Genomic DNA, 20,822 nt, shown 5'->3' on the forward strand with positions numbered 1-20,822 from the left:
GGCCGCCCAGGTGTCCGCTTTCGGGGTGGCCGGGCCCGCCCAGTGAAGCGCCGGGCCTGCTGGTCCGCCTTGCGGTGACTGGCCGGGTGCCCGTCCTAGCCGGCGGACGGATTCGCGATGTAAGCGCCGAACCCGGATCGCGCCGTTGCGCGATAGGCGCCAGCGACCAGCCACGCGCCTCCGGCAATCGCGAACGAGATGATCAGTGCCGTCCACTGGGTTCGGTCCGTCGGTGTGGCGATCACCCCAGGCCCCCAGACGAGCAGGGTGATGATGCTCAGCATGGCCGCTTCCAGTGTGGCGGCCAGGCGCGGAACGACGCCAAACAGGATGGCAAGGCTGGCGGCGATGCTGGCTGCGCCGGTCAGGTAGACCCAGGCCAGGCGAAACGGCAGCCACGCGGGCACGAAGGCGACGGTCTGTTCGCTATAGAAGAAATGGGAGAGTCCGATCATCGGCAGCGAAAGGGCAAACAGCACGCGCGCACAGCGGATAGCCGTCCTGCCCGAGAGGAAGCCCTGCTTCCTGCCGCCATCGGCGAGCGAGGCGTGGAGCGTCCAGCCGCCAGCGAAGATCACCGCGATCTCGCCAAAGCCCAGCCAGGTCGCTTCGAGCTGCGGCATGACCACGACGGCTGGCACCTTCAGCAGCAGCCACAGCAGCAGATAGACGGCCAATGCAGCGGCAGCGAATCTGCTCGTGCCGCGAAACAGCAGGCCCAGCCCCAGGATCAGCTCAATCGCTGCGCAGGCATAGGCGATCAGCTGCCGGCCCGGCAAATGGTCGATCGGGATGCGCTGCCAGACCATGGCGAAGTCGCCATAGATCAGCCCGACGATACCCAGACCGATCATGGTCAGTGCAAAGAATACGCGTGCCGGGCTGGGGCTTGCGGCGGAGGCCGTATGGCGGTCGTCAGTGCTGAGCACCGGCGAGCCAAATCGCGTGTGGTCCGGTCGAGCTGATCTTCCCATACCCCGCCTCCTTCACCGTGTGAGTCACTCGCGGACATCGGTACTGGCCCTGCCCGGACCTGACTCGCCATTCGGCGGTCGAGCCCCGTTGCCACGAACCTGAGCAGGCTTGCAACGACTGGTGGATCAAGGAACGCCCGATAGGCGCTGCGCCAATTCGACGCTGCGTGGTGCGGCAAGTCCCCCGTAATGCGTGTCGATCTGGTCGAGCAATTGCCTTGCCGGCCCGCTTGCGCCGCTGGCGATCAGGCCTTGGGCCTGGTCGAGCTGCTGGCTGAGCAGGCTGTCCATGCTGGCACGGCAGCTGGCGAGTTTGCCCGGTTCCGCGCTCCGATGCACGGCGAGCGACTTCAGCGCTCGTTCCAGCGACGAGCCATCGGCCAGTTCGTGCCCGGTCCAGGGCATGGTCTGGTTGTCGACATCGAACACGCACCAGGTCCGCAGCGATTGCCGGCTTCGCTGGTCGGCATCCTCGTGGAAGACATCGCGCTCACCGGTGAGGTAGACCAGGCGCGTCGATTCCTGGAACCGGTAGAGCAGGTCACGCGGCGGACTGGGGATCTGTTCGCCGATGACATCGCTGCCGGCATCGAGCAGGGCGCCGCGGAACAGGTCGGGATAACCGAGGGCCAGGCGCAGGGCTACGCGGGAGCCGCCGGAAAAGCCGCCGATGAAAACCCGGGCTGGGTCGACGTGGTAGCGCGACATGACATTGTGTGCGGCCAGCAGTGCGAGCGGATCGCGTCGGTCGAGCACATTCGCATCGTTGCCGGCGTTGGCCGCGCTGACCAGGATCACGCCCAGGCGCTCCAGCGCCGGTATCCAGCGCGGCGGGATTTCGGCCTGCGGCCAGGGCGGCACGAACACCAGCAAGGCGTAACCCGCGGCTGGTTCGCGGGCGGGTACATACAGGGCAAAGTGTTCCCGCGCCAGATCGATCGGCTGCTCGCTGATGCCCACATGCGTTGCAGCGGCCTGGTGCTGCAGGCGCAGCACATTCAAAGGGCTTACCAGACGGCGCGCCAGTTCCGCGCTGCTCGCATAGGTCGAGTACTCGGTAAACGTCACATCGCCAAGCAGGCCCGTCTTTGCGGCGGCAGCGTCCCCTGCGGCCACCGTCAACGGCAGCAGCGTGCCCAGGGCAAGCAGGTGACGCCAGATCATCCGTGCAGGCTAGCATCGGCTGCCGGGTCAGTGATCGCCCCGCGGGTCCAGCAAATCCATCAAGCCTGCCGAGCCCCCGCCCGCCGCCGCGCCACGGCGCAGGGAGTCACCCGCGGGAGCTACGTTGCCGCAGGCCGTTCCCCCGAGGTCGCGACTTGGACGCCAAGATCGCCATCAAGGTGTTTGCGCTGTTTTTGCGGGTCCCGGCGCAGGCCTGGGATAGCTCACCTGGCTGGCGCCGTACGGTGCATGCCACTGGCCCAGCGCGTAGTCGATGGTCATGCGCATATAGCCTTCCGAGTAGCGAGTGGAAAGGCGCGAGCCATCCGCCTGCAGTTGGAATTCGGTCATGCCGTGCTCGGCATGCGGGAACAAAGCGGTGGTGATGGGCAGGCCCTGGGCCTGCAGCGACTTCAGGCGGCGCAAGGTCTCCCCGCTCGGCGCGTCGATATCGTCCTCGCCCAGCATCCACAGTTGCGGGGTCGTGAGCTTGCGAAGCACCGCCATCGAGTCGTAATGCCAGGGCGTATGGAACATGAAGGCCTTGCCCTTCTCGCGAACCTCGTCGGCGCTATACGGCAGCACCAGATAGCTGAAGTCGCCGCGCACATCCTTGTACCAGGGCTCGTTGCGGTACTTGTTGCGCGCTGCATCGAGCTGCTCGTAGCCCTGGGTCAGCTGGCTGGACAGGATCAGCCCGATCGCATCGGAGATTTCCCATGCCTTGTCGATGGTGGCCTGGTCATAGCCCTTGAGGCGAAGCTGGAAGGCCACCGCCTCGCGGTCCTCTTCCAGCGGCGAAATGGCGAGTCCATAACCGACCATCACGAAGTCGACCCTGGTACGCGTGGCGGCCAGTGGTGCCACCCAGCCGCCCTGGCTGCCGCCGCGGAAGCCGACGCGTCCGGCACGCGCACCGGCCAGCGCGCGTGCTTCCTTGACGGCCGCCACCGCATCGTTGGCGAGCACGCTGTAATCCTGCGTATAGGTGCCGTCCGAACCGCCAGTGCCGCGCTTGTCGTAGACAAAGGCACCGACGCCCTCCGCCGGCAGCTGGCGCTGCATGTGGTCATCGATGCGCGCGGAGTCGTGCTCGGAGCCGTGGATCAGCACCACGATCGGCACCTTGGCCTTGCCTTCGGGAAGGATCAAGCGACCGACCAGCCGGGTGCCGCCTTCGCCCTTGAACTCCACCTCCTGCACGTCGAAGTGGATGCGCTGGCCGGCCATGCCGCCGAACGTGATGCCACCCTTGGCGCAGTCGGTGAAGCTCACGTCCTTGCCATCGGGGCGGGGCGTCCAGCCGGCGGTGCTGGTCCACACATCGTTTTGGCCATGGGTCAGCTTGCCCGTGGTGCCGTCGATGCGGCGCCAGCGCAGGGCGCCGTCATCGCCGGGCGCAATGTCCAGCGAGCTCCCGTCGGCCATTCGATAGGCCCCAACGTGACAGTCGATACTGGGCTGGGCGCTGCTGAGCAGGGTGGCTAACAGTAGGGATAGCATGCGCGTCCGCTGCGTGGCGTGGGTGATGATGACCGTAGCACCGGCATGCGACGGGGCCATTGGCCGCAAGTCATGCACGGCCACAAGTCATGGTTTGCGCCATGCTGGCGCAAAGGCGATGGTGGAGGGAGATTCATCAGGTGTGCGGTCGCCGCGTGGCATCCATGAATCGGCGTGCCGCTGATGCAGGATCGTCAGATGGGTCGCGCCGCCTCGGCGTCATGAAACCAATCACAAAGGTTTGGCCATGCTTCGTCTAAGCTGTTTGTTGGTATTCGCTGCAGGCATGTTGGTCATGGCCCCTGATGGGCAGACGAAGGAAGCGCCGATTGCCACGCGCGTGCTGGTGATCGGGCATCGAGGCGCGAGTGCCTTGCGGCCGGAACACACGCTGGCTTCCTATGCCAAGGCGATTGCCGATGGGGCCGATTTCATCGAGCCGGACCTGGTGATGACACGCGACGGCGTGCTGGTCGCTCGCCACGAGAACGAAATCAGCGGCACCACCGACGTTGCGCAGCATCCCGAGTTCGCCGCGCGCAAAACCACCAGGACCATCGATGGCCATGCAATCACCGGCTGGTTCACCGAAGACTTCATGCTGGACGAGCTGAAGATGCTACGTGCACGCGAACGCCTGCCAGCGTTTCGCAGCACGGCTTATGACGGCCAGTTCCAGATTCCCACCCTGGACGAAATCATCGATTTCGTCGCCAGCGAAGCGGCCACCAGCGGGCGCATGATCGGCATCATTCCTGAAATCAAGCACGGCACGTATTTCCAGCAGATCGGCCTGCCCATGGAAGATCGCGTGCTGGCGACGCTTGCCGCGCACGCTTACACGCGCACCGCGCCGGTGGAGATCCAGTCGTTCGAGGTCGCCAACCTGCGCTATCTGCGCCATAAGCTGGGCAAGACCCATCCGAATATCCGCCTGCTGCAGCTGATCGATGAAGCGACTGCGCATCCCTACGATGTCGCCGCCGCGGGCGGCAAGCTGAGCTATGGCGACATGATCACGCCGGCAGGCCTGCACGAGATCGCCAGCTATGCCGATGCGATTGGCCCGAACATCCGCGCCATCATCCCGCTCGCTGCCGATGGCACGCTGGGCGCGCCAACCCCGCTGGTGCGCGATGCGCATGCCGCGAAGCTGGAAGTGCACGCGTATACGTTCCGCCCGGAAAACCACTACCAGGCCAGGAACTTCTGGCAGGGCAATGACCCGAACACTTTCAACGAGGCCGGCTCCGTGGCCGAGATACGCGCTTACCTCGATGCAGGGATCGATGCCTTCTTCACTGATGATCCGGCTCTGGGCCGCCGCGCCATCGACGGCCGCCAGGCGCTATAAGATGGCTGCCGCGACGGGTCACGACACCATCTCTCCTGCTGGGATCCTCTTATGCGTAGCGCCATGCGTCGTATTGCCGGCACCCTATTGGCACTCGGTCTGGCCGTGCCCGTGGCGGCGGCCCCGGTCGTGCTCATTTCCATTGACGGCCTGCGACCGGTCGACGTACTGGACGCGCAACATCGCGGCCTGAAGATCCCGAACCTGCAGAGCTTCATCACGCAGGGCGCCTATGCGCAAAGCGTGCGCGGCGTGCTGCCCACGACCACCTACCCCAGCCACGCCACCCTGATGACGGGCGTATCACCGGGCAAGCATGGCATTGGTGGCAACCTCACGTTTGATCCGTACAGCAAGAACCAGCGGGGATGGGACTGGTACGCCAGCGATATCAAGGTGCCCACCTTGTGGGATGCCGCTCACGACGCGGGCTTGAGCACGGCCAACGTGCACTGGCCGGTGAGCGTGGGCGCGCAGGTGGACTGGAACCTGCCGCAAATATGGCGCACCGGTACAGCCGATGACCGCAAGCTGCTGGCTGCGCTGGCTACCCCGGGCCTGTTGCCAGCTCTGGAGGCGCGGCTCGGCCCCTATGCCAATGGCATTGACGAGAACCTGGCCGCCGACCAGACGCGTGCGCGCTTCGCCGTCGCGCTGCTGGAAGCGCGCAAGCCTGATTTCATGACGGTCTATCTCACCGCGCTCGACCACCAGCAACACGAGAGCGGGCCAGATACGCCACCATCGCGCGCCGTGCTGGAACAGATCGACGTGCTGGTGGGCAATCTGATGCAGGCATCACGACGCGTGCATCCTGATGGTGTGATCGCGGTGGTATCCGATCACGGCTTTTCGCCCGTACAGAGCGATGTGAATCTCTACGCGCCCTTTGTCCAGGCCGGGCTGGTCACGTTGAAGGAAGGCGTGGTGGCCGACTGGCAGGCGATGCCGTGGAACGATGGCGGCAGTGCCGCGATTGTGCTGCGTGATCCAGCCAATGCCACGGTGCACGGGAAAGTGGCCGCCTTGCTCGCTCAGTTGGGGCGCGATCCGGCCTACGGCATCGACCACGTGATCGACAAGGCGGACGTGCTCAGGCAAGGCGGCACCCCGCAAGCCGAATGGTTCGTGCTGTTCAAGCCAGGCTACGAGATGGGCTCGAAGCTCGATGCGCCGATGCTGTCGCCAAGCCCTTATCGCGGCGAGCACGGCTACGATCCGGCGCTTCCGCAGATGCGCGCCACCTTCCTGATCGAAGGCAAGGGGATCAAGGCGGGCAAGAACCTGGGCGAGATCGACATGCGCGACGTGGCCCCGACGATTGCCCACGTGCTTGGTGTGAAACTGCCGCAGGCGGAAGGCAAGTCGCTGCTGCCCTGAAGCGTGTCCAAGGCCTCTGCAGCGGCTACGGCATGCTCGTTCCTCATCCCCGCGAACGCCGGGATGAGGCATGGGAAGGCGAGCGAACTCGTGCCGGTCACGGAAATCTTCAACAGGCTCTAAGATCGCGGCTCTACCCGGGCACAGGGGCCGTGCATGTCCTATCCGTCCATCGCCGACAAGGCGACTTCATTCCGCCGGCCGGGTCTGCCGGTGGGGTTGCTGGCGTTCGGGGCCATCCTCGGTGCCGTGCTGGCCGGTCCGCTTGCTGCCGACGGCTGGCAATGGCTGCACTGGATCTGCAAGCCGTTGACCACCGTGCTGATCGCGTGGACCGCATGGCGAATGGCGCCGCCGCTGTCGGAGCGCTACCGGCGCTGGATCGTCATCGGCATGTTGTTCTCGCTGGTTGGCGATATTTTCCTGATGCTGCCGCAGGACGCCTTCGTCCCTGGCCTGGTGGCCTTCCTGTTCGCGCACGTCTGCTTTATCCGGGCCGTGCTGGACGATGCGCGCTTTGCAGCGCGGCCATGGGCCCTGCTGGTCTGCCTGGCGTATGCGGCGCTCAACCTGTGGCTGCTGTGGCCGTCGCTGCCGCCGGCGCTGTATGCCCCGGTGGTGGTTTATGTGGTGGTGCTGGCTTGCATGGCCGGCCAGGCGGCGTCTCGCGCCTGGTGGCACGCCGGGGACGCGCTGGCCGTCCCGGCCCGTTGGGCGGCGGCAGGCGCGCTGCTGTTCATGCTCAGCGATACACTGATTGCCTGGAACCGGTTCCGCCTGGCCATCCCATGGGCGGCCTTGTGGATACTGGCCACGTACTATGCGGCGCTGTGGTGTCTGGCGCGATCGATACAACGGGTGAGCGGGGCGGGTAGGCACGCGTGAATACGCAGGAAATCATCATTACCTGGGCCACCCCGGTGTTCTTTGCGCTGATCGCGCTGGAACTGCTGGTGGCGAAGCTGCGTGGGCGCGTGGTCTATCACAGCAGCGACGCCATCAACAGCCTCGGCCTGGGCGTGATTTCGCAGATCGCGGCGGTCTTCAGCAAGCTGCTGACGCTGGGTATCTATGCTTGGTGCGTGCAGCACTTCGCGGTGTTCGCGCTGCCGGCGAACAGCATCTGGGTCTGGATCAGCGCCTTGCTGCTGTACGACTTTTGCTACTACTGGCTGCATCGCTGCGGCCATGAAGTGAACATCCTCTGGGCCGCACACGTGGTGCATCACCAGAGCGAGGACTACAACCTGAGCACCGCGCTGCGCCAGACCGGCAGCGGCGTGTTGCTGGGCTGGCTGTTCTACCTGCCAATGGCGGTCATCGGCTATCCGCTGGAAGTGTTCGTGGTGGTCGCGCTGATCGACCTGCTGTACCAGTTCTGGGTACACACCGAACTGGTCGGGCGGCTGGGCTGGTTCGATCGCGTGTTCTGTTCGCCATCCAACCATCGCGCGCATCATGCGGTGAACGATCGCTACCTCGATCGCAACTACGGCGGCATCCTCATCATCTGGGATCGCCTGTTCGGCAGCTTTGTCGAGGAAGACGACACCGATCCGCCGATCTATGGCACGCGCTCGCCGCTGCGCAGCTGGAACCCCCTGTGGGCGAACGCCGAGGTGTATTGGGCCACCTTGAAGGACGCCTGGCATGCGCGTCGCTGGCGCGACAAGCTGTTGATCTGGCTGAAGCCACCGGGCTGGCGACCGGCCGATGTGGCCGAGCGATTCCCCAAGCCGGCGTTCGACATCCAGCGCGAGCGCTATGCGCCCCAGCTATCGCGCGGCCTGGTCATCTACAGCCTGGTGCAGTTCGCCTTGCTGCTGGGGATGGGCGTGCAGTTCCTTGACCTGGCCAAGCACTTGCCGGCTTTGTCGCTGATCGGCTACGCCATCTTCCTCCTGCTGAGCCTGTATGCGCTGGGGGCGCTGACCGAAGGGCATCGCGGCGGCGTGGGGCTGGAACTGGCGCGACTGCTCGCCACCGCGGCCATCCCGCTGTTCACCGGCGGCTGGTTTGGCGTCGCCCATCTGGACATGCGCATCGTCGGTGCGCTGGTGGCCATTCCTGTACTCAGTGCGCTCGTCCTGGGTTGGCTGAGCCTGGGTACGCACGGGCAGGCAGGCAGCGGCAAGACTATCCCCGGGTGAGCTTCGGCGGGGCCTCGCGCAGCTGCAGCATGGCAGCGGCAGGGGCATTCGCTATGATCGCGGCTCGCTTCCCGGGGATGACTAGATGAGTTTCTTGAGCAAGTTGATACGCCACAAGCCTGTGGAGCTGTTGCAGGCGGAGGCGGGCAAGCGCGGTGATTTCCGCCGCGTGCTGGGTCTTTGGCAACTCACCGCGATCGGCATCGGCGGCATCATTGGCGTGGGTGTGTTCGTGCTGGCGGGCCAGCAGGCGGCGATCAACGCGGGTCCGGCGGTGGCCTTGTCCTTTCTCATCGCGGGCATCGCCAGCGCGGCGGCGGCACTCTGCTACGCCGAGTTCGCCGGCATGATTCCCGTCACCGGCAGCGCCTACACCTACGGTTATGCCGTGCTCGGCGAGCTGGCCGCCTGGCTGATCGGCTGGGATCTGCTGCTCGAATATGCGCTGATCGTGGCGGTGGTGGCGATCGGTTGGTCCGGCTATGTGCAATCGGCACTGGCCAGTATGGGTTGCCACCTGCCGGTATGGGCGCAAGGCGCCATCGGCACCGGCGAAGGGCACGTGTTCAACGTCGTCGCCGCCGTGGTGACCCTGGGTGTGTCGGCGCTGCTGATTTTCCGCACCGAATGGGGTGCGCGCTTCAATACGCTGGTGGTGGCGATCAAGGTGGCCGCCGTGGCGCTGGTGATCGGCGTCGGTGCGTTCTACGTCAATCCGGCCAATTGGGTGCCCTTCATTCCCGAGCGCGTGATGGGTCCCGATGGCGTGGGTCATTTCGGTTTCCAGGGCGTCGCTTCGGCGGCTGCCGTGGTGTTCTTCGCGGTCTTCGGCTACGACACGCTCACCACGGCGGCCGAGGAGTCGAAGAATCCCCAGCGCGATCTGCCGCGTGCGGTGCTGCTGTCGCTGGGCATCTCGATGACGATGTACCTGGCGGTATCGATGGTGCTTACTGGCATCGCCCACTACACCACGCTGAAGACCGACGCTCCGGTGGCCGATGCGTTCAAGGGCCTGGGCCTGCACTGGGTGGCCTTGACGGTTTCGGTGTCGGCGGTGTTTGGCCTGATCAGCGTGCTGTTCGCCTTCATGCTGGGCGCCACGCGCATCTGGTTTGCGCTCGCCCGCGATGGCCTGCTGCCGGGCTGGTTCGCCAAGGTGCATCCGCGCTACGGCACGCCGCACCGGCCCACCATCGTGTTGGGCGTGTTCACCGCGCTGGTGGCAGGCCTGTTGCCGATCGAGGAAGTGGCCAAGCTGGTGAACATCGGCGTGCTGTCGGCCTTTATCGTGATCTGTTCCTCGGTGATCCTGCTGCGCATCCGCAAGCCGGACCTGCACCGCAACTTCCGCACGCCGCTGGTGCCGCTGATTCCGCTGATCGGTATCGCGTTCTCGATCTGGCTGCTGGCGGAGCTGCCGGCGATCACCTGGAAGGTCTTCCTGATCTGGGTGAGCCTGGGCCTGGTGGTCTATTTCACTTACGGCATGCACCACAGCAAGCTGGAAAAGACCTCGTAACGATGTTGTAGGAGCGCATCCCGGGAAATGCGGGGTGCGGCGAGCCTTCCGCGCATAAAAAAACGGCCGCTGATGCGGCCGTTTTTTTTGCTGCAGTGTGCGCAAAACTCAGAAGCGGTATTCGACCGACGCCGAGTAGGCTGCCACATTGGTGTTGACCTGCGACTGGCTGGCGCCGGCGCGGCCGTACTTGACGTGGTAGTTGTCGTAGTTCAGGGCGAGGCTGACGTTCTTGGTCACGTCGTAGCCCACGCCTGCACCCGCGTACCAGCCGTTGTTCCAGCTGCGCTGCGAAGCGGATACGTCGCCCACGGTGACGCCAGCGGTAGTGCGCGAACGCAGGTAGCCGCCATGACCGGTGACGTACCAGTTGTTGTAGAAGTTGTACTTGGCGGTGACGCCGAGCTGGCCCACGCGCGGCTTGGCGTAGGCGGTCGCGTAGTCAACCGTGTTCTTGGCCTGGCCGAGGTAGGCGTAGCCGATTTCGGCACCGACGAGACCGTTCCAGCGCCAGCCGAAGCGCACGTTCTGGAACACGTCGGACTTATCGGAAATACCGCCGATGCGGTAGTTGCTCTGGCCCAGGTTGCCGGCCACGAAGAAGTTGTCGAGCTGGTTGTTTTCGTCGGCCTTGGCGGCGAACGGCGACACAGCGGCGACGGCCAAGACGGCCGCAAGAAGAGGCTTGTGCATGGAATGCTCCATTCTTTTTGTGATGCCGCCACGACGTCTAAGGGGGAGTGTCGTGGCAGTCCGCGTGGGGATCGCGGTCGCAAAAGCATACGGGTTTTTAACGCGTAGGTAGCGTTTCCAAAGCTTCGCGGGACGGGCGAGGTTCAGGCATCGCCATGACCTCTGGCAGGGGTTGCCATGCGCCATCGCCCACTAGCATCGCCTGTTTATGTTCCGCGTGGCTGCAGCGGCGGGGCACGGATTTCGTCAGGAGAAAACTTTGAAAGCCTCGCGTCTCGCTTCCGCCATCCTTGCTTCAGCCCTTGGCCTGGGCAGCTTTGCCGCTCTCGCCGATGTGGCTGCACCGCAGGACGTTCCGTTCAATGGCACGCTCAAGATCAACGTCGATGCCACCGACATCGCGCATCGCGCATTCCGCGTGCACGAAACGGTGCCGGCGCAGCCGGGTCCGCTGACCCTGCTGTATCCGCAGTGGCTGCCGGGCAATCATTCGCCGACGGGTCCGATCGACAAGCTCGCGGGCCTGGTGGTGACGGCGAACGGCAAGACGCTGCCGTGGAAGCGCGATCCGCTCAATGTGTATGCGTTCCATGTCGACGTGCCGGAAGGTGCGAGCAGCGTGGACGTCGAGTTCCAGTTCCTTTCGCCGCAGGACACGCGCCAAGGCCGCGTGGTGATGACGCCGGAAATGCTCAACCTGCAGTGGAACGCGGTGTCGCTGTATCCGGCGGGCTACTACGCCAACCGCATCAAGGCCGAGACCAGCGTGAAGTTCCCCGCCGGCTGGCAGTACGGCAGCGCACTGGAGCTGGCTTCGCGCGATGGCGATACCGTGCATTTCAAGCCGATCGACTATGCCAACCTGGTCGATTCGCCGATCTACGCGGGCAAGTACTTCAAGCGCGTGGACCTGGACCCGGGTGCGAAGACGCCGGTGTTCCTCAACATCGTCGCCGATGATGCGAAATTCCTTGAGATCAAGCCCGAGCAGCTGAAGGTGCATCAGAACCTGGTGCAGCAGATGTACAAGCTGTACGGCGCGCACCACTACGATCACTACGACTTCCTGTTCTCGCTCAGCGACAAGATGTCGGGCAATGGGCTGGAGCATCACCGCTCCAGCGAGAATGGCGTCGGCACCGGCTACTTCACCGAGTGGGACAAGAGTGCGGTGATGCGCGACCTGCTCTCGCACGAGTTCAACCACTCCTGGGACGGCAAGTACCGCCGCGGCGCCGATCTCGCCACGCCGAGCTTCAACGTGCCGATGCAGGACAGCCTGCTGTGGGTGTACGAAGGCCAGACGCAGTTCTGGGGCTATGTGATGGCTGCGCGCTCGGGCCTGTGGAAGGAAGACGAGGCGCGCGACATGCTTGCCCTGGTTGCCGCCACTTACGACAAGGGCCGTCCGGGCCTGCAGCAGTGGCGCACTATCCAGGACACGACTAACGATCCGATCATCGCGATGCGTCGCCCGCTGCCGTACCGCAACTACCAGATGAGCGAGGATTACTATTCCGGCGGCCAGATGATCTGGCTGGACGTGGACGGCAAACTGCGCGACCTCACCGGCGACAAGCGTTCCATCGACGATTTCGCCAAGGCGTTCTTCGGCATGGACAACGGCAGCTGGACCGTCAACACCTACACCTTCGAAGACGTGGTGAAGACGCTCAACGACATCGCGCCGTATGACTGGACCAGCTACCTGCGCGAGCGCCTGGATGGTCATGGCCCGCTGATCGGTGGCTTCGAGGCGAACGGCTGGAAGCTGGTCTACAACGACAAGCCCTCGGCCTCGGCGAAGGCGGTGGAAGCGCGCGTCGGCGGTGCCAACCTCACCTATTCGCTGGGCGTATCGTTCGGCAAGGGTGGCGACACTCTTGACGTGCTGTGGGACGGCCCCGCGTTCAAGGCCGGCCTGTCGCCGGGCATGAAGGTGATTGCGGTGAACGGCAAGGAGTTCTCCAACGATGCCATCAAGGACGCGGTCGACGCGTCGGCGAAGGACAAGAGCCAGCCGGTCGAACTGCTGGTGAAGAACTTCGACGAGTACAAGACCCTGCGCATCGACTACCACGACGGCCTGAAGTACCCGCACCTGGAGCGTATTGCCGGCAAGCCGGATCGCCTGAGCGAATTGCTCAAGGCACGTTGATTGAGCGCTTTTCCCTCTCCCCTTTGGGGACAGGGTAGGGTGAGGGGTCAATCTTGCGAGCGGCTGGATGGAAGCGGGCTTTCTAGCGAGCTTTTCGCGAGCACCCGCCCCTTACCCCCTCTTCGGGGCTCATCCCGGCCTTCTCCCCGAAGGGGAGAAGGAGAAGTGCGAGGCAGCCCCCAACTCCGCTATACTGCGCGTCCGCCGTGCGGCGTGGGTCTGCCCCCTGCACGTGCCGACGCTAATGCGCCCGTAGCTCAGCCGGATAGAGTAGTGGCTTCCGAAGCCATTGGTCGGGGGTTCGAATCCCTCCGGGCGCGCCACTTTCCACGCCTCAAGACGCCACCCGCGCCGGCTACCGGCGTCCGCGCTGACAGCGGAATGCGCTGCGCATCAGAACCTCAAAGCTTCATCGGGACAGCCGGTGGAGCTTTTTTGTTGCGGCATGCCTGGCGACGAGGATGTCGCACGGGCCAGCTTCGGTCCCGAGGCCCCTCCGCAATGGCGAGGTTGGCACGGTGGACCGATCTGCATAATCTCCATGGCAGGCACCCGGAGATATTGACGAGAGGCGTGAGGACGCTGCTCACGCTCGACACGCGGTCACGCCTTGCGCTACCTGTCGTATCAAGCCACTGCCGCACGTCGATGCCGAGGAGCTCCACCCCATGCACCCAGCCGTAAGATCCGTGATCCTTGCCTTGAGCCTCGGTGCATTGGCAGGCGGCAGCGGTCGAGCATGCGCCGATGCGACGGCAGATTCGCATGACACGGATGCGCGCTACTTTGACTTGCTCGATCTGCATGGCACGCCAAGGACAGCCTCGGATCGAAGCTTCAATATCTTTTTCGATGCCGGCTCCTGGCACGGTTACAGCCTGCCTCCCGTCGATGATCCGGCCACGGGCTTTACCGGACCGTTCGTGCACAGCTTGCGCGCCGGCCAGTGGGTCGGCCTGCGCATGGCCGAACTGCAACTGCAGGATGCGGCGACGCATCGGGACATCGCGCTGGTGCCGCTGGAAAGTCATGCAGCGCCCGGCTATCTGGTGCGCAGCTTTCAAGCCCCGGCCTTGGCGGTGAAGCAGGCGCTCTTCTTCGCCGATTCCTGGCATGCGCTGGTGCGTATCGAACTCACCTCATCGACGGCGCAAGACGTCGACCTGGGTATCGCAGGGCAGGTGATGCCGTCGCTGGCAGCAGGTCTCGCCCAGGAAGGCGATAGCGTGGTGCAGACGTTTCCCCGCTCCCGCTCCAGGCTGACCACAAGACTCCATGTTGATGACGCAGCCGCCTATCGCGTCACGCTTGCCGGCGCTAATTACCGCATCGACTCTACGCAGGCGATGCATCTGCAGCCGAACCAGACCGTCGTGGTGTTCGTCGATCAAACCTTGGTCTATGACGCGCAGGCGGAAACACCGCCGCCGGTCGATGACGCCAAGGCCTGGTTGCAGGATCGCGCACGCTGGGCGGATTACCTCAAGTCCATCGCAGCCAGCGAACGTCCCGACCTTGCCGATGACGTGACGCGGCGTGTCGCCGTCAAGGCGGCGATGACGCTGTTGGGCAACTGGCGAGCAGCGCGGGGCGATCTGCACCATGACGGGGTCATACCGTCCTATGCCAACCCCGACTTCAACGGGTTCTGGGCCTGGGACTCCTGGAAGCATGCCGCCGCGCTGGCGCAGTTCGCACCCGAGCTCGCACGCAACCAGATGCGCGCCATGTTCGACTACCAGGCGACCGACGGCATGGTTCCCGACTGCGTCTTTCTCGACCAGGCCGGCAACAACTGGCGCGATAGCAAGCCACCGCTGGCCGCGTGGGCAACGCTGGAAATCTTTCGCGCTACCGGCGACACGGCGTTTCTGGCCGAGATGTACGACAAGCTGGTGCGCTATCACCGCTGGTGGTTCCAGGCGCGCGACCATGATCACAATGGCCTGGCCGAATATGGATCGACCGACGGCACCCGCAAGGCGGCGGCCTGGGAAAGTGGCATGGACAATGCCGTGCGCTTTGATGGCATCCACATGCTGCAGAACGGCAGGAACGCCTGGTCGATCGACCAGGAGTCGGTCGATCTCAATGCTTATCTGTACGCGGAAAAGCGCGATCTCGCTCAGATCGCGGAGAAGCTCGGCCGTGGCCAGGAGCAAAAGCAATGGCTGGAGGAAGCCGCGGCCATGCGACGCGCCATCCAGACGCGCATGTTTGACCCGGCGGACGGTTACTTCTTTGACGCCAAACTTGGGCGCGATGAACGCGTGCGTGTCTATGGTTCGGAAGGCTGGGCTCCGCTGTGGGCGGGCGTGGCCGATGCCGATCAGGCCGCGGCCGTGGTGCGGGTGATGCTCGACCCGGGCAAGTTCGCCACCTTCCTGCCGTTTCCTACCCTGGCAAAGGACGATTCGAAATTCTCACCGATCAAGGGCTACTGGCGCGGGCCGGTATGGCTGGATCAGGCTTATTTCGGGGTCGAGGCGCTTCGGCGTTATGGCTATGAGCAGCAGGCGAACGAGATGACCCACCGGCTGGTGCTCCATGCGAGAGGCCTGACCGAACAGGCGCCGTTCTATGAAAACTACGATCCACTGACCGGTCAGGGCTACCAGTCACGCCATTTCAGCTGGGCCGCCGCCAGCTATCTGTTGCTGTTGCGCCGGAGTGCGAGTGGCGAGCACGGCGATCGTCAAATCGAGTAACGAACCGCGGCACTCGGTGGTCACGCCGCCCGTGGGCAACGGCCCGCGAAACCCGATCAGCGTTTGGACGTCTTCTTCGGCGACGAGGCCAGGCGTTCGACCTGGCTTGCCATGCTCGCGGCGACCACTTGCATGACGGCCATCGGATCCAGCGTCGGATCGTCGAACAGCATTTCCAGGGCAGCATAGGCCATGCTGTCGGCCACCCGGCTGAACAGCTTCATCTGCTCCGGATCAGCGCCAGGAAACGCTTCGGCCAGTTGTGCAGTTACCTGTGCGACCACCTCCCGTGCCGAGGCAAGGCGCACTTCCTGCAACACGGGTATGGCGCGTAGCGCGCGCATGATCCAGATACCGCCCGTGGTCTCGCGCGTGACCTGGAAGGTTGCCAGCAGCAGCGTCGTCAGCGCCTCGTTCAGTTGCCCGGTGGTGCCGCGAAAGGCGTCGGGCGTCAGTGACTCTGCGATCAGCGCATTCTGCTGTTCCATCAAGCGGCGACCCAGTTCGTGGAGCAGGGCGTACTTGTTCGGAAAGTAGCGATACAGCGCTGGCGGCGACAGCTTGGCGCGCTCGCACACCAGGTTGGTGGTGAGCTTCTCGAAGCCCACCTCCGCGAGGACCTGGGCCGCCACGTGCAGCAGGTGTTCGTAGGTTTCCGACGAACGCGCCTGCGCCGGCATCAGCTTCGGCGCTAGTTTGACCTTGGGGCGCTTGACGGCCCCGGAGCGGGACGAAGGCACGGGGTGTGGGTCTTTGAAAGGGGATTGCGCAAATTATAGCAAAAACTATATCGTAGCTAAAACTACCATTTTGACTTCGGATCGATCATGGCAAGCCGGCCGCCAGCAGAGGTGCCTTTGGAGAGCGAACGCCTCGTGCTGGCGGTCGACCTGGGCACGTCCGGGTGCAAGTGCGCCCTGGTTGGGCTGAGTGGCCGCGTGCATGCCTGGGCGTTTCGGCCGGTGCCGCTTTACCTGGTCGGTGAATTTGGCGTGGAGCAGGACGCCGAGGACTGGTGGCGCGCGTTTCTTGGCGCTGCCCAGGAAGTGCTCGAGGGTGATGCGGAGCGTCGCCGGCGCGTCGTGGCGGTTTGTGTTTCCGCCTTCGGCGAATGCACGGTACCGGTGGATGAGGCCGGGCGCGCGCTGGCGCGCGCGATGCTGTGGCTGGACATGCGCGGAGCCGAGTCGATCCGTCGGCGCGCGCGCAGCGGCAAGCTCAACGTGCAGGGCTACGGACCGCTGAAGCTGGCGCGCTGGCTGCGGCTCACCGGTGGTGCGCCGTCGCTGTCGGGCAAGGACCCTGCCGGCCACATCGCCTGGCTGCATGATCATCACCAGCCGCTGGTCGAACGCACGCACAAGTTTCTCAACGCACTGGATTTCATGAACCTGCGCCTCACCGGGCGCTACTGCGCGACGCACGACTCGGCGCTGACCACCTGGGCCACCGACAACCGCGATCTCTCGCGCGTGCGCTATGACGACAAGCTGTTGCGCTTGCTGGAAATCGATCACGAGCGCCTGCCGGAGCTGGTGTCGTCGACCGAGGTCATCGGTCATCTGATGCCGGCGGTCGCCAGTGCACTCGGCCTGGCACCGACCACCAAGGTGGTGGCCGGCGCGGTGGACAATTCCGCGGCGGCGATCGGTGCGGGAACCGTGCGTGACGGCGATTTGCATCTTTACCTTGGCACGTCGTCATGGCTTGGCGCGCACATACCCAGGAAGCGCACGCACCTGAGCGCGTTCATTGCGTCGGTGCCGTGCGCGCAGAAGGATCGCTACCTGGCCATGGCGATGCAGTCGGCGGCCTGCAGCAACCTGACCATGCTACGCGACCGCATCCTGTTCCATGCGGATGAGCTTTCCGGCAACCACGAGCGGCAGGATGACTATGCGCTACTCGATCGCATTGCCGAGCGTGTCCAGCCGGGCGCACGTGGACTGATCTATCTGCCCTGGCTGCAGGGCGAGCGCACGCCAGTGGATGATAGGCACCTGCGTGCCGGCTTGCTGAACCTCTCGCTGGAGCACACGCGGGAAGACATCATTCGCGCGTTCCTCGAAGGCGTGGCGTTGAATACACGCTGGATGCTGGAGCCCATGCTGCGTTTCGTCGGCAGCGAGAAGGGCAGCGCCATGACCATCGTCGGCGGTGGCGCCCAGTCGCAGGTGTGGTGCCAGATCATGGCCGACGTCACCGGCATGGTGATCCGGCAACCGCACATGCCGATCCAGGCCAATGCGATGGGTGCGGCCTTCATTGCCGGCGTCGGCCTGGGCGAATTGTCGTTCTCCGACGTGCCGTCGCTGTGCGGCATCGCCCGTACGTTCGAACCGCGCGACACCGTACGCGGTCTTTACGATGATCGCTTCGGCACCTTCAAGGAGCTTCACCGAAGACTCGCGCCTGTCTATCGCAAAATCCGCCGACAACTGGAGGCGACCGCATGAAGTTTCCGGAGATCCGCGAACAGGTGGTCAGGATGAGCGTGATGCTCGCCGACCACGGTTTCTTCGCCGCGACGGGCGGTAACCTCGCCCTGAAGGTCGACGCCGAGCATATCGCCGTCACGCCTTCGGCCGTGGACTATTACCAGATGGGTCCCGATGACGTGTGCATCCTGCGCTTGCGGGACCTGGCCAAGGTGGATGGTGAGCGCAAGCCGTCGGTGGAAACCGGCATGCATGCCAAGGTCTTGCAGGCACGCCCGGACTGCGCCGCCAGCATCCACACGCATCAACCGATCGCAAGCGCCTGCACGCTGATTGGCAAGCCGCTGCGCGTGACGGGGGCCGGACCGCGGGAGCTGCTTGGCGACAACGTGCCGATCGTGGGATACGCGCCATCGGGCACGTCCTGGTTGTCGAAGAAGCTGGCCAAGGCACTGCGGCCGGATGCAAACGCCTACCTGCTGCGTACGCACGGCGCGATCTGTTGTGGCACCAGCGCCGAGCGCGCCTTGCAGGCGATCGTCGCGCTCGAGGCGCTGGCCCTGGACTACTTGCGTGGCCGCATTGCCGCGCGTGCCGCCCTGCTGCCGCAAGAGGCCGCCTTGCAGCGCCTGCTGACAACGCTCAACACCGAACTCGTCCGGGATATGGTCCTATGAATTTCCACGATACCTCCAGCGCGCCGGCCCAAAGCGGCATCTCCCAGTGGCCCGACACGGATGCGCTGTACCCGCGCTTTGAAGCCTTGGTGAAACAGCCGCTGCGGCCGATCCGGCGCGCCGCGATGACGGACGTGTTGAACTACTTCGAACAGCGCTGCCAAGGCTCCGCGCGCCTGGCGGAGCAGGCCAAGGCGGTGATTCCCGGCGGCGTGCAGCACAACCTCGCGTTCAATTATCCGTTCCCGCTGGCCATCAAGGAGGCGCGCGGGGCGCATATGACGGATGTGGACGGCAATCGCTACATCGACTTCCTGCAAGCCGGCGGGCCGACCTTGCTGGGATCCAATCATCCCGTGGTGCTCGAACGGGTCAAGGGCCTGCTCGACGAATGCGGCCCCACCACCGGCCTCTTGCACGAGTACGAAGTCAAGCTGGCCGAGCTGGTTTGCCAGGTCATGCCTGGCGTGGACATGCTGCGCATGATGGGCTCCGGCACCGAGGCGGTGATGGGCGCCATCCGCCTCGCGCGCGCCTACTCGGGCAAGAAGCGCGTGATCAAGATCGGCGGCGGCTATCACGGCTGGAGCGACCAGATGGTCTACGGCATGCGCTTGCCCAAGACCGGGCGCATGGAGGCGATTGGCATCCCGCGCGGCGCCACCGCGGCCACGCAGGAGAGTCTGCCGAATGACCTGGAAGCGATCCGCCGCAAGCTGAAATGGAACCGCCTGCGCGGCGGTACCGCGGCGGTGATCGTCGAGCCGTTCGGGCCGGAAAGTGGCACGCGGCCGGTCACGCGGAACTTCAATGCAGCCTTGCGCAAGTTGTGCGACGAGTTCGACACCTTGCTCATCTTCGACGAAGTCGTCACCGGATTTCGCGCGGGCATGGGCGGCGCGCAAGGGTACTTCGGCGTTACGCCGGACCTCACCGTGCTCGGCAAGTGCCTCACCGGCGGTTACCCGATGGCCGGCGCGATCGGCGGCCGACGCGACATCATGATGATGCTGGTGGGCGGTATCGGCACCACCACCAAGCGCGCGTTCGTCGGTGGCACGCTGACCGCGAATCCGCTGTCGTGTGCGGCCGGCTATTTCGCCCTGCAGGAAATGCGGCGCACCGATGCGGCCTTCAAGGCCGGCCAGGCGGGCGATCGCATGCGCAACGGCCTCGAGCAAATCATCGAGCGCCTGGGCCTGCCCTATGTTGCCTACAACATGGGTTCCATCGTGCACCTGCAGACCTCGGGCGTCATGCTGCTCGACACCAGCAGCCTGCTGAAACTCGCGCGCGTGAAGAACGAGGCCAAGGAGCGCAAGCACATGATGGAGGAGATGGGCGCCGCCTACAGTGCGCATGGCGTGATCACCCTGGCCGGCAGCCGCATCTACACCAGCCTGGCTGACTCGGACGAGGTCATCGACGATGCGCTCAACCGCTTTGAAGACGTGTTGAAGCTGGTATGACGACCATGCCGATCGCCGCTGAGCTGCAGGACGCGATACGTCGATTGGACGGCAAGCATCTGCTTGGCGATGGCGCCAGCGTTTCCGTGCGCCTACCCGGCAGCGGGGCCATGCTGCTTGGGGTGCCAGACGGCGAGCCGCTACGCATCCTGCTCACCGACGATACGGATGCGGTGGCGCGACAGCACGCCGACGTCTATCGCGCGCGCCCCGATGTCGGGGCCATCGCGCTGGGCGCGGGCACCTATGGGCATCTGCTCCCCGACGTCGCCGGGGTCCTGCCGCAGGTGTTCGATGAACAGGCCAGGCATCTCGGGCGCACCGCACGCACGGCAAGCGGCCGGCCGGACGATATCAAGCGGAGCCTGGCCGACGGTGGCAACGCCTGGGTACATGGATCGAGCCTGCTGGTCTTTGGCACGACCCTGCATCGGCTGGTGTTGAATGCCGAACTGTTGGAGAAATGCGCGAAGGCCTATGTGCTGGCCGCCGGCACCGACGAGCCGTTGCACACCTTGCCCTGGTGGGTATGCCGCATTGCCAATGGGCGCTTGAAGAAGGACCAGAAGCGCGCGGCGGAACGGTTTGCACAAGGCTTGTTGCCGGAAGAAGTGAAGGGCTACTGACGCTCT

At 64.7% G+C, this 20,822-nt stretch carries 16 protein-coding genes and 1 tRNA gene; 12 read left to right on the forward strand and 5 right to left on the reverse strand.

All coding sequences use genetic code 11. The features are described from left to right. Nucleotides 1-95 precede the first annotated feature (95 nt). From OUZ49_RS11870 to OUZ49_RS11880, 3 genes are all read right to left on the reverse strand, one after another. Nucleotides 96-974: a DoxX family membrane protein gene (locus OUZ49_RS11870; protein ID WP_266150621.1), complete on the reverse strand. Its 879-nt coding sequence runs from the start codon at nucleotides 972-974 to the stop codon at nucleotides 96-98. Nucleotides 975-1,100: 126 nt separating this feature from the next. Next, nucleotides 1,101-2,138: a hypothetical protein gene (locus OUZ49_RS11875; protein WP_266150622.1), complete on the reverse strand. Its 1,038-nt coding sequence runs from the start codon at nucleotides 2,136-2,138 to the stop codon at nucleotides 1,101-1,103. Between the two features lie 174 nt (nucleotides 2,139-2,312). Next, complete coding sequence (locus OUZ49_RS11880; RefSeq protein ID WP_266150623.1) at nucleotides 2,313-3,566, reverse strand: alpha/beta hydrolase family protein; 1,254 nt, start codon at nucleotides 3,564-3,566, stop codon at nucleotides 2,313-2,315. Between the two features lie 361 nt (nucleotides 3,567-3,927). Between OUZ49_RS11880 and OUZ49_RS11885 the strand changes: the two genes are divergently transcribed. The 5 genes from OUZ49_RS11885 to OUZ49_RS11905 all read left to right on the forward strand — a co-directional run bounded on the left by OUZ49_RS11885 (nucleotide 3,928) and on the right by OUZ49_RS11905 (nucleotide 10,047). After that, nucleotides 3,928-4,995, forward strand: coding sequence for a glycerophosphodiester phosphodiesterase (locus tag OUZ49_RS11885; RefSeq protein ID WP_266150806.1), 1,068 nt, complete (start codon nucleotides 3,928-3,930; stop codon nucleotides 4,993-4,995). A gap of 51 nt (nucleotides 4,996-5,046) precedes the next feature. Next, nucleotides 5,047-6,375, forward strand: a complete 1,329-nt coding sequence (locus OUZ49_RS11890) for an alkaline phosphatase family protein (protein WP_266150624.1) — start codon at nucleotides 5,047-5,049, stop codon at nucleotides 6,373-6,375. Between the two features lie 156 nt (nucleotides 6,376-6,531). Next, the gene (locus OUZ49_RS11895; protein ID WP_266150625.1) at nucleotides 6,532-7,260 is read left to right on the forward strand and encodes a lysoplasmalogenase; all 729 of its coding nucleotides are present in this window, start codon (nucleotides 6,532-6,534) and stop codon (nucleotides 7,258-7,260) included. Beyond that, on the forward strand, nucleotides 7,257-8,525 hold the full coding sequence (locus OUZ49_RS11900) for a sterol desaturase family protein (protein WP_266150626.1): 1,269 nt from the start codon (nucleotides 7,257-7,259) through the stop codon (nucleotides 8,523-8,525). Before OUZ49_RS11895 ends, OUZ49_RS11900 begins: the two co-directional genes overlap by 4 nt. A gap of 85 nt (nucleotides 8,526-8,610) precedes the next feature. Beyond that, nucleotides 8,611-10,047: an amino acid permease gene (locus OUZ49_RS11905; RefSeq protein ID WP_266150628.1), complete on the forward strand. Its 1,437-nt coding sequence runs from the start codon at nucleotides 8,611-8,613 to the stop codon at nucleotides 10,045-10,047. Between the two features lie 108 nt (nucleotides 10,048-10,155). Here the strand turns inward: OUZ49_RS11905 and OUZ49_RS11910 are convergent, their stop codons facing one another. Continuing rightward, the gene (locus OUZ49_RS11910; RefSeq protein WP_266150629.1) at nucleotides 10,156-10,740 is read right to left on the reverse strand and encodes an outer membrane protein; all 585 of its coding nucleotides are present in this window, start codon (nucleotides 10,738-10,740) and stop codon (nucleotides 10,156-10,158) included. Nucleotides 10,741-10,999: 259 nt separating this feature from the next. On the opposite strand from OUZ49_RS11910, the gene OUZ49_RS11915 reads away from it, so the two are divergent. The 3 genes from OUZ49_RS11915 (at nucleotide 11,000) to OUZ49_RS11925 (ending at nucleotide 15,606) form a co-directional block, all read left to right on the forward strand. Continuing rightward, a complete protein-coding gene (locus OUZ49_RS11915) occupies nucleotides 11,000-12,898 on the forward strand; it encodes a M61 family metallopeptidase (protein ID WP_266150630.1) in 1,899 nt (632 codons plus the stop codon). 246 nt (nucleotides 12,899-13,144) lie between these two features. Next, nucleotides 13,145-13,221, forward strand: a tRNA-Arg gene (locus OUZ49_RS11920). 345 nt (nucleotides 13,222-13,566) lie between these two features. Further along, complete coding sequence (locus OUZ49_RS11925) at nucleotides 13,567-15,606, forward strand: MGH1-like glycoside hydrolase domain-containing protein (protein ID WP_266150631.1); 2,040 nt, start codon at nucleotides 13,567-13,569, stop codon at nucleotides 15,604-15,606. Between the two features lie 56 nt (nucleotides 15,607-15,662). Here OUZ49_RS11925 and OUZ49_RS11930 read toward each other — a convergent pair whose 3' ends face one another. Continuing rightward, nucleotides 15,663-16,346, reverse strand: a complete 684-nt coding sequence (locus OUZ49_RS11930) for a TetR/AcrR family transcriptional regulator (RefSeq protein WP_266150632.1) — start codon at nucleotides 16,344-16,346, stop codon at nucleotides 15,663-15,665. Nucleotides 16,347-16,433: 87 nt separating this feature from the next. Here OUZ49_RS11930 and OUZ49_RS11935 point away from each other — a divergent pair, with 87 nt between their 5' ends. From OUZ49_RS11935 to OUZ49_RS11950, 4 genes are read left to right on the forward strand one after another with little or no spacing between them, the layout of a single operon-like run. After that, nucleotides 16,434-18,062 carry a xylulokinase gene (locus OUZ49_RS11935; RefSeq protein ID WP_266150634.1) on the forward strand — a complete coding sequence of 543 codons (1,629 nt, stop codon included), beginning with the start codon at nucleotides 16,434-16,436 and terminating at the stop codon, nucleotides 18,060-18,062. Next, nucleotides 18,059-18,721, forward strand: a complete 663-nt coding sequence (locus OUZ49_RS11940) for a class II aldolase/adducin family protein (RefSeq protein WP_266150636.1) — start codon at nucleotides 18,059-18,061, stop codon at nucleotides 18,719-18,721. The genes OUZ49_RS11935 and OUZ49_RS11940 overlap by 4 nt, the downstream gene beginning before the upstream one ends. Then, the gene (locus OUZ49_RS11945; RefSeq protein ID WP_266150638.1) at nucleotides 18,718-20,190 is read left to right on the forward strand and encodes an aspartate aminotransferase family protein; all 1,473 of its coding nucleotides are present in this window, start codon (nucleotides 18,718-18,720) and stop codon (nucleotides 20,188-20,190) included. The genes OUZ49_RS11940 and OUZ49_RS11945 overlap by 4 nt, the downstream gene beginning before the upstream one ends. Then, nucleotides 20,187-20,816 carry a class II aldolase/adducin family protein gene (locus OUZ49_RS11950; protein WP_266150639.1) on the forward strand — a complete coding sequence of 210 codons (630 nt, stop codon included), beginning with the start codon at nucleotides 20,187-20,189 and terminating at the stop codon, nucleotides 20,814-20,816. Before OUZ49_RS11945 ends, OUZ49_RS11950 begins: the two co-directional genes overlap by 4 nt. Nucleotides 20,817-20,822: the final 6 nt, after the last annotated feature.

The organism is Dyella halodurans, from assembly GCF_026283925.1.
Classification (GTDB): domain Bacteria; phylum Pseudomonadota; class Gammaproteobacteria; order Xanthomonadales; family Rhodanobacteraceae; genus Dyella; species Dyella halodurans.

Coding starts and splice junctions, on each gene's coding strand:
- OUZ49_RS11870 (WP_266150621.1), bottom strand. CDS start 974: ATGGGAAGATCAGCTCGACCGGACCACACGCGATTTGGCTCGCCGGTG.
- OUZ49_RS11875 (WP_266150622.1), bottom strand. CDS start 2,138: ATGATCTGGCGTCACCTGCTTGCCCTGGGCACGCTGCTGCCGTTGACG.
- OUZ49_RS11880 (WP_266150623.1), bottom strand. CDS start 3,566: ATGGCCGACGGGAGCTCGCTGGACATTGCGCCCGGCGATGACGGCGCC.
- OUZ49_RS11885 (WP_266150806.1), top strand. CDS start 3,928: ATGTTGGTCATGGCCCCTGATGGGCAGACGAAGGAAGCGCCGATTGCC.
- OUZ49_RS11890 (WP_266150624.1), top strand. CDS start 5,047: ATGCGTAGCGCCATGCGTCGTATTGCCGGCACCCTATTGGCACTCGGT.
- OUZ49_RS11895 (WP_266150625.1), top strand. CDS start 6,532: ATGTCCTATCCGTCCATCGCCGACAAGGCGACTTCATTCCGCCGGCCG.
- OUZ49_RS11905 (WP_266150628.1), top strand. CDS start 8,611: ATGAGTTTCTTGAGCAAGTTGATACGCCACAAGCCTGTGGAGCTGTTG.
- OUZ49_RS11910 (WP_266150629.1), bottom strand. CDS start 10,740: ATGCACAAGCCTCTTCTTGCGGCCGTCTTGGCCGTCGCCGCTGTGTCG.
- OUZ49_RS11925 (WP_266150631.1), top strand. CDS start 13,567: ATGCACCCAGCCGTAAGATCCGTGATCCTTGCCTTGAGCCTCGGTGCA.
- OUZ49_RS11935 (WP_266150634.1), top strand. CDS start 16,434: ATGGCAAGCCGGCCGCCAGCAGAGGTGCCTTTGGAGAGCGAACGCCTC.
- OUZ49_RS11940 (WP_266150636.1), top strand. CDS start 18,059: ATGAAGTTTCCGGAGATCCGCGAACAGGTGGTCAGGATGAGCGTGATG.
- OUZ49_RS11945 (WP_266150638.1), top strand. CDS start 18,718: ATGAATTTCCACGATACCTCCAGCGCGCCGGCCCAAAGCGGCATCTCC.
- OUZ49_RS11950 (WP_266150639.1), top strand. CDS start 20,187: ATGACGACCATGCCGATCGCCGCTGAGCTGCAGGACGCGATACGTCGA.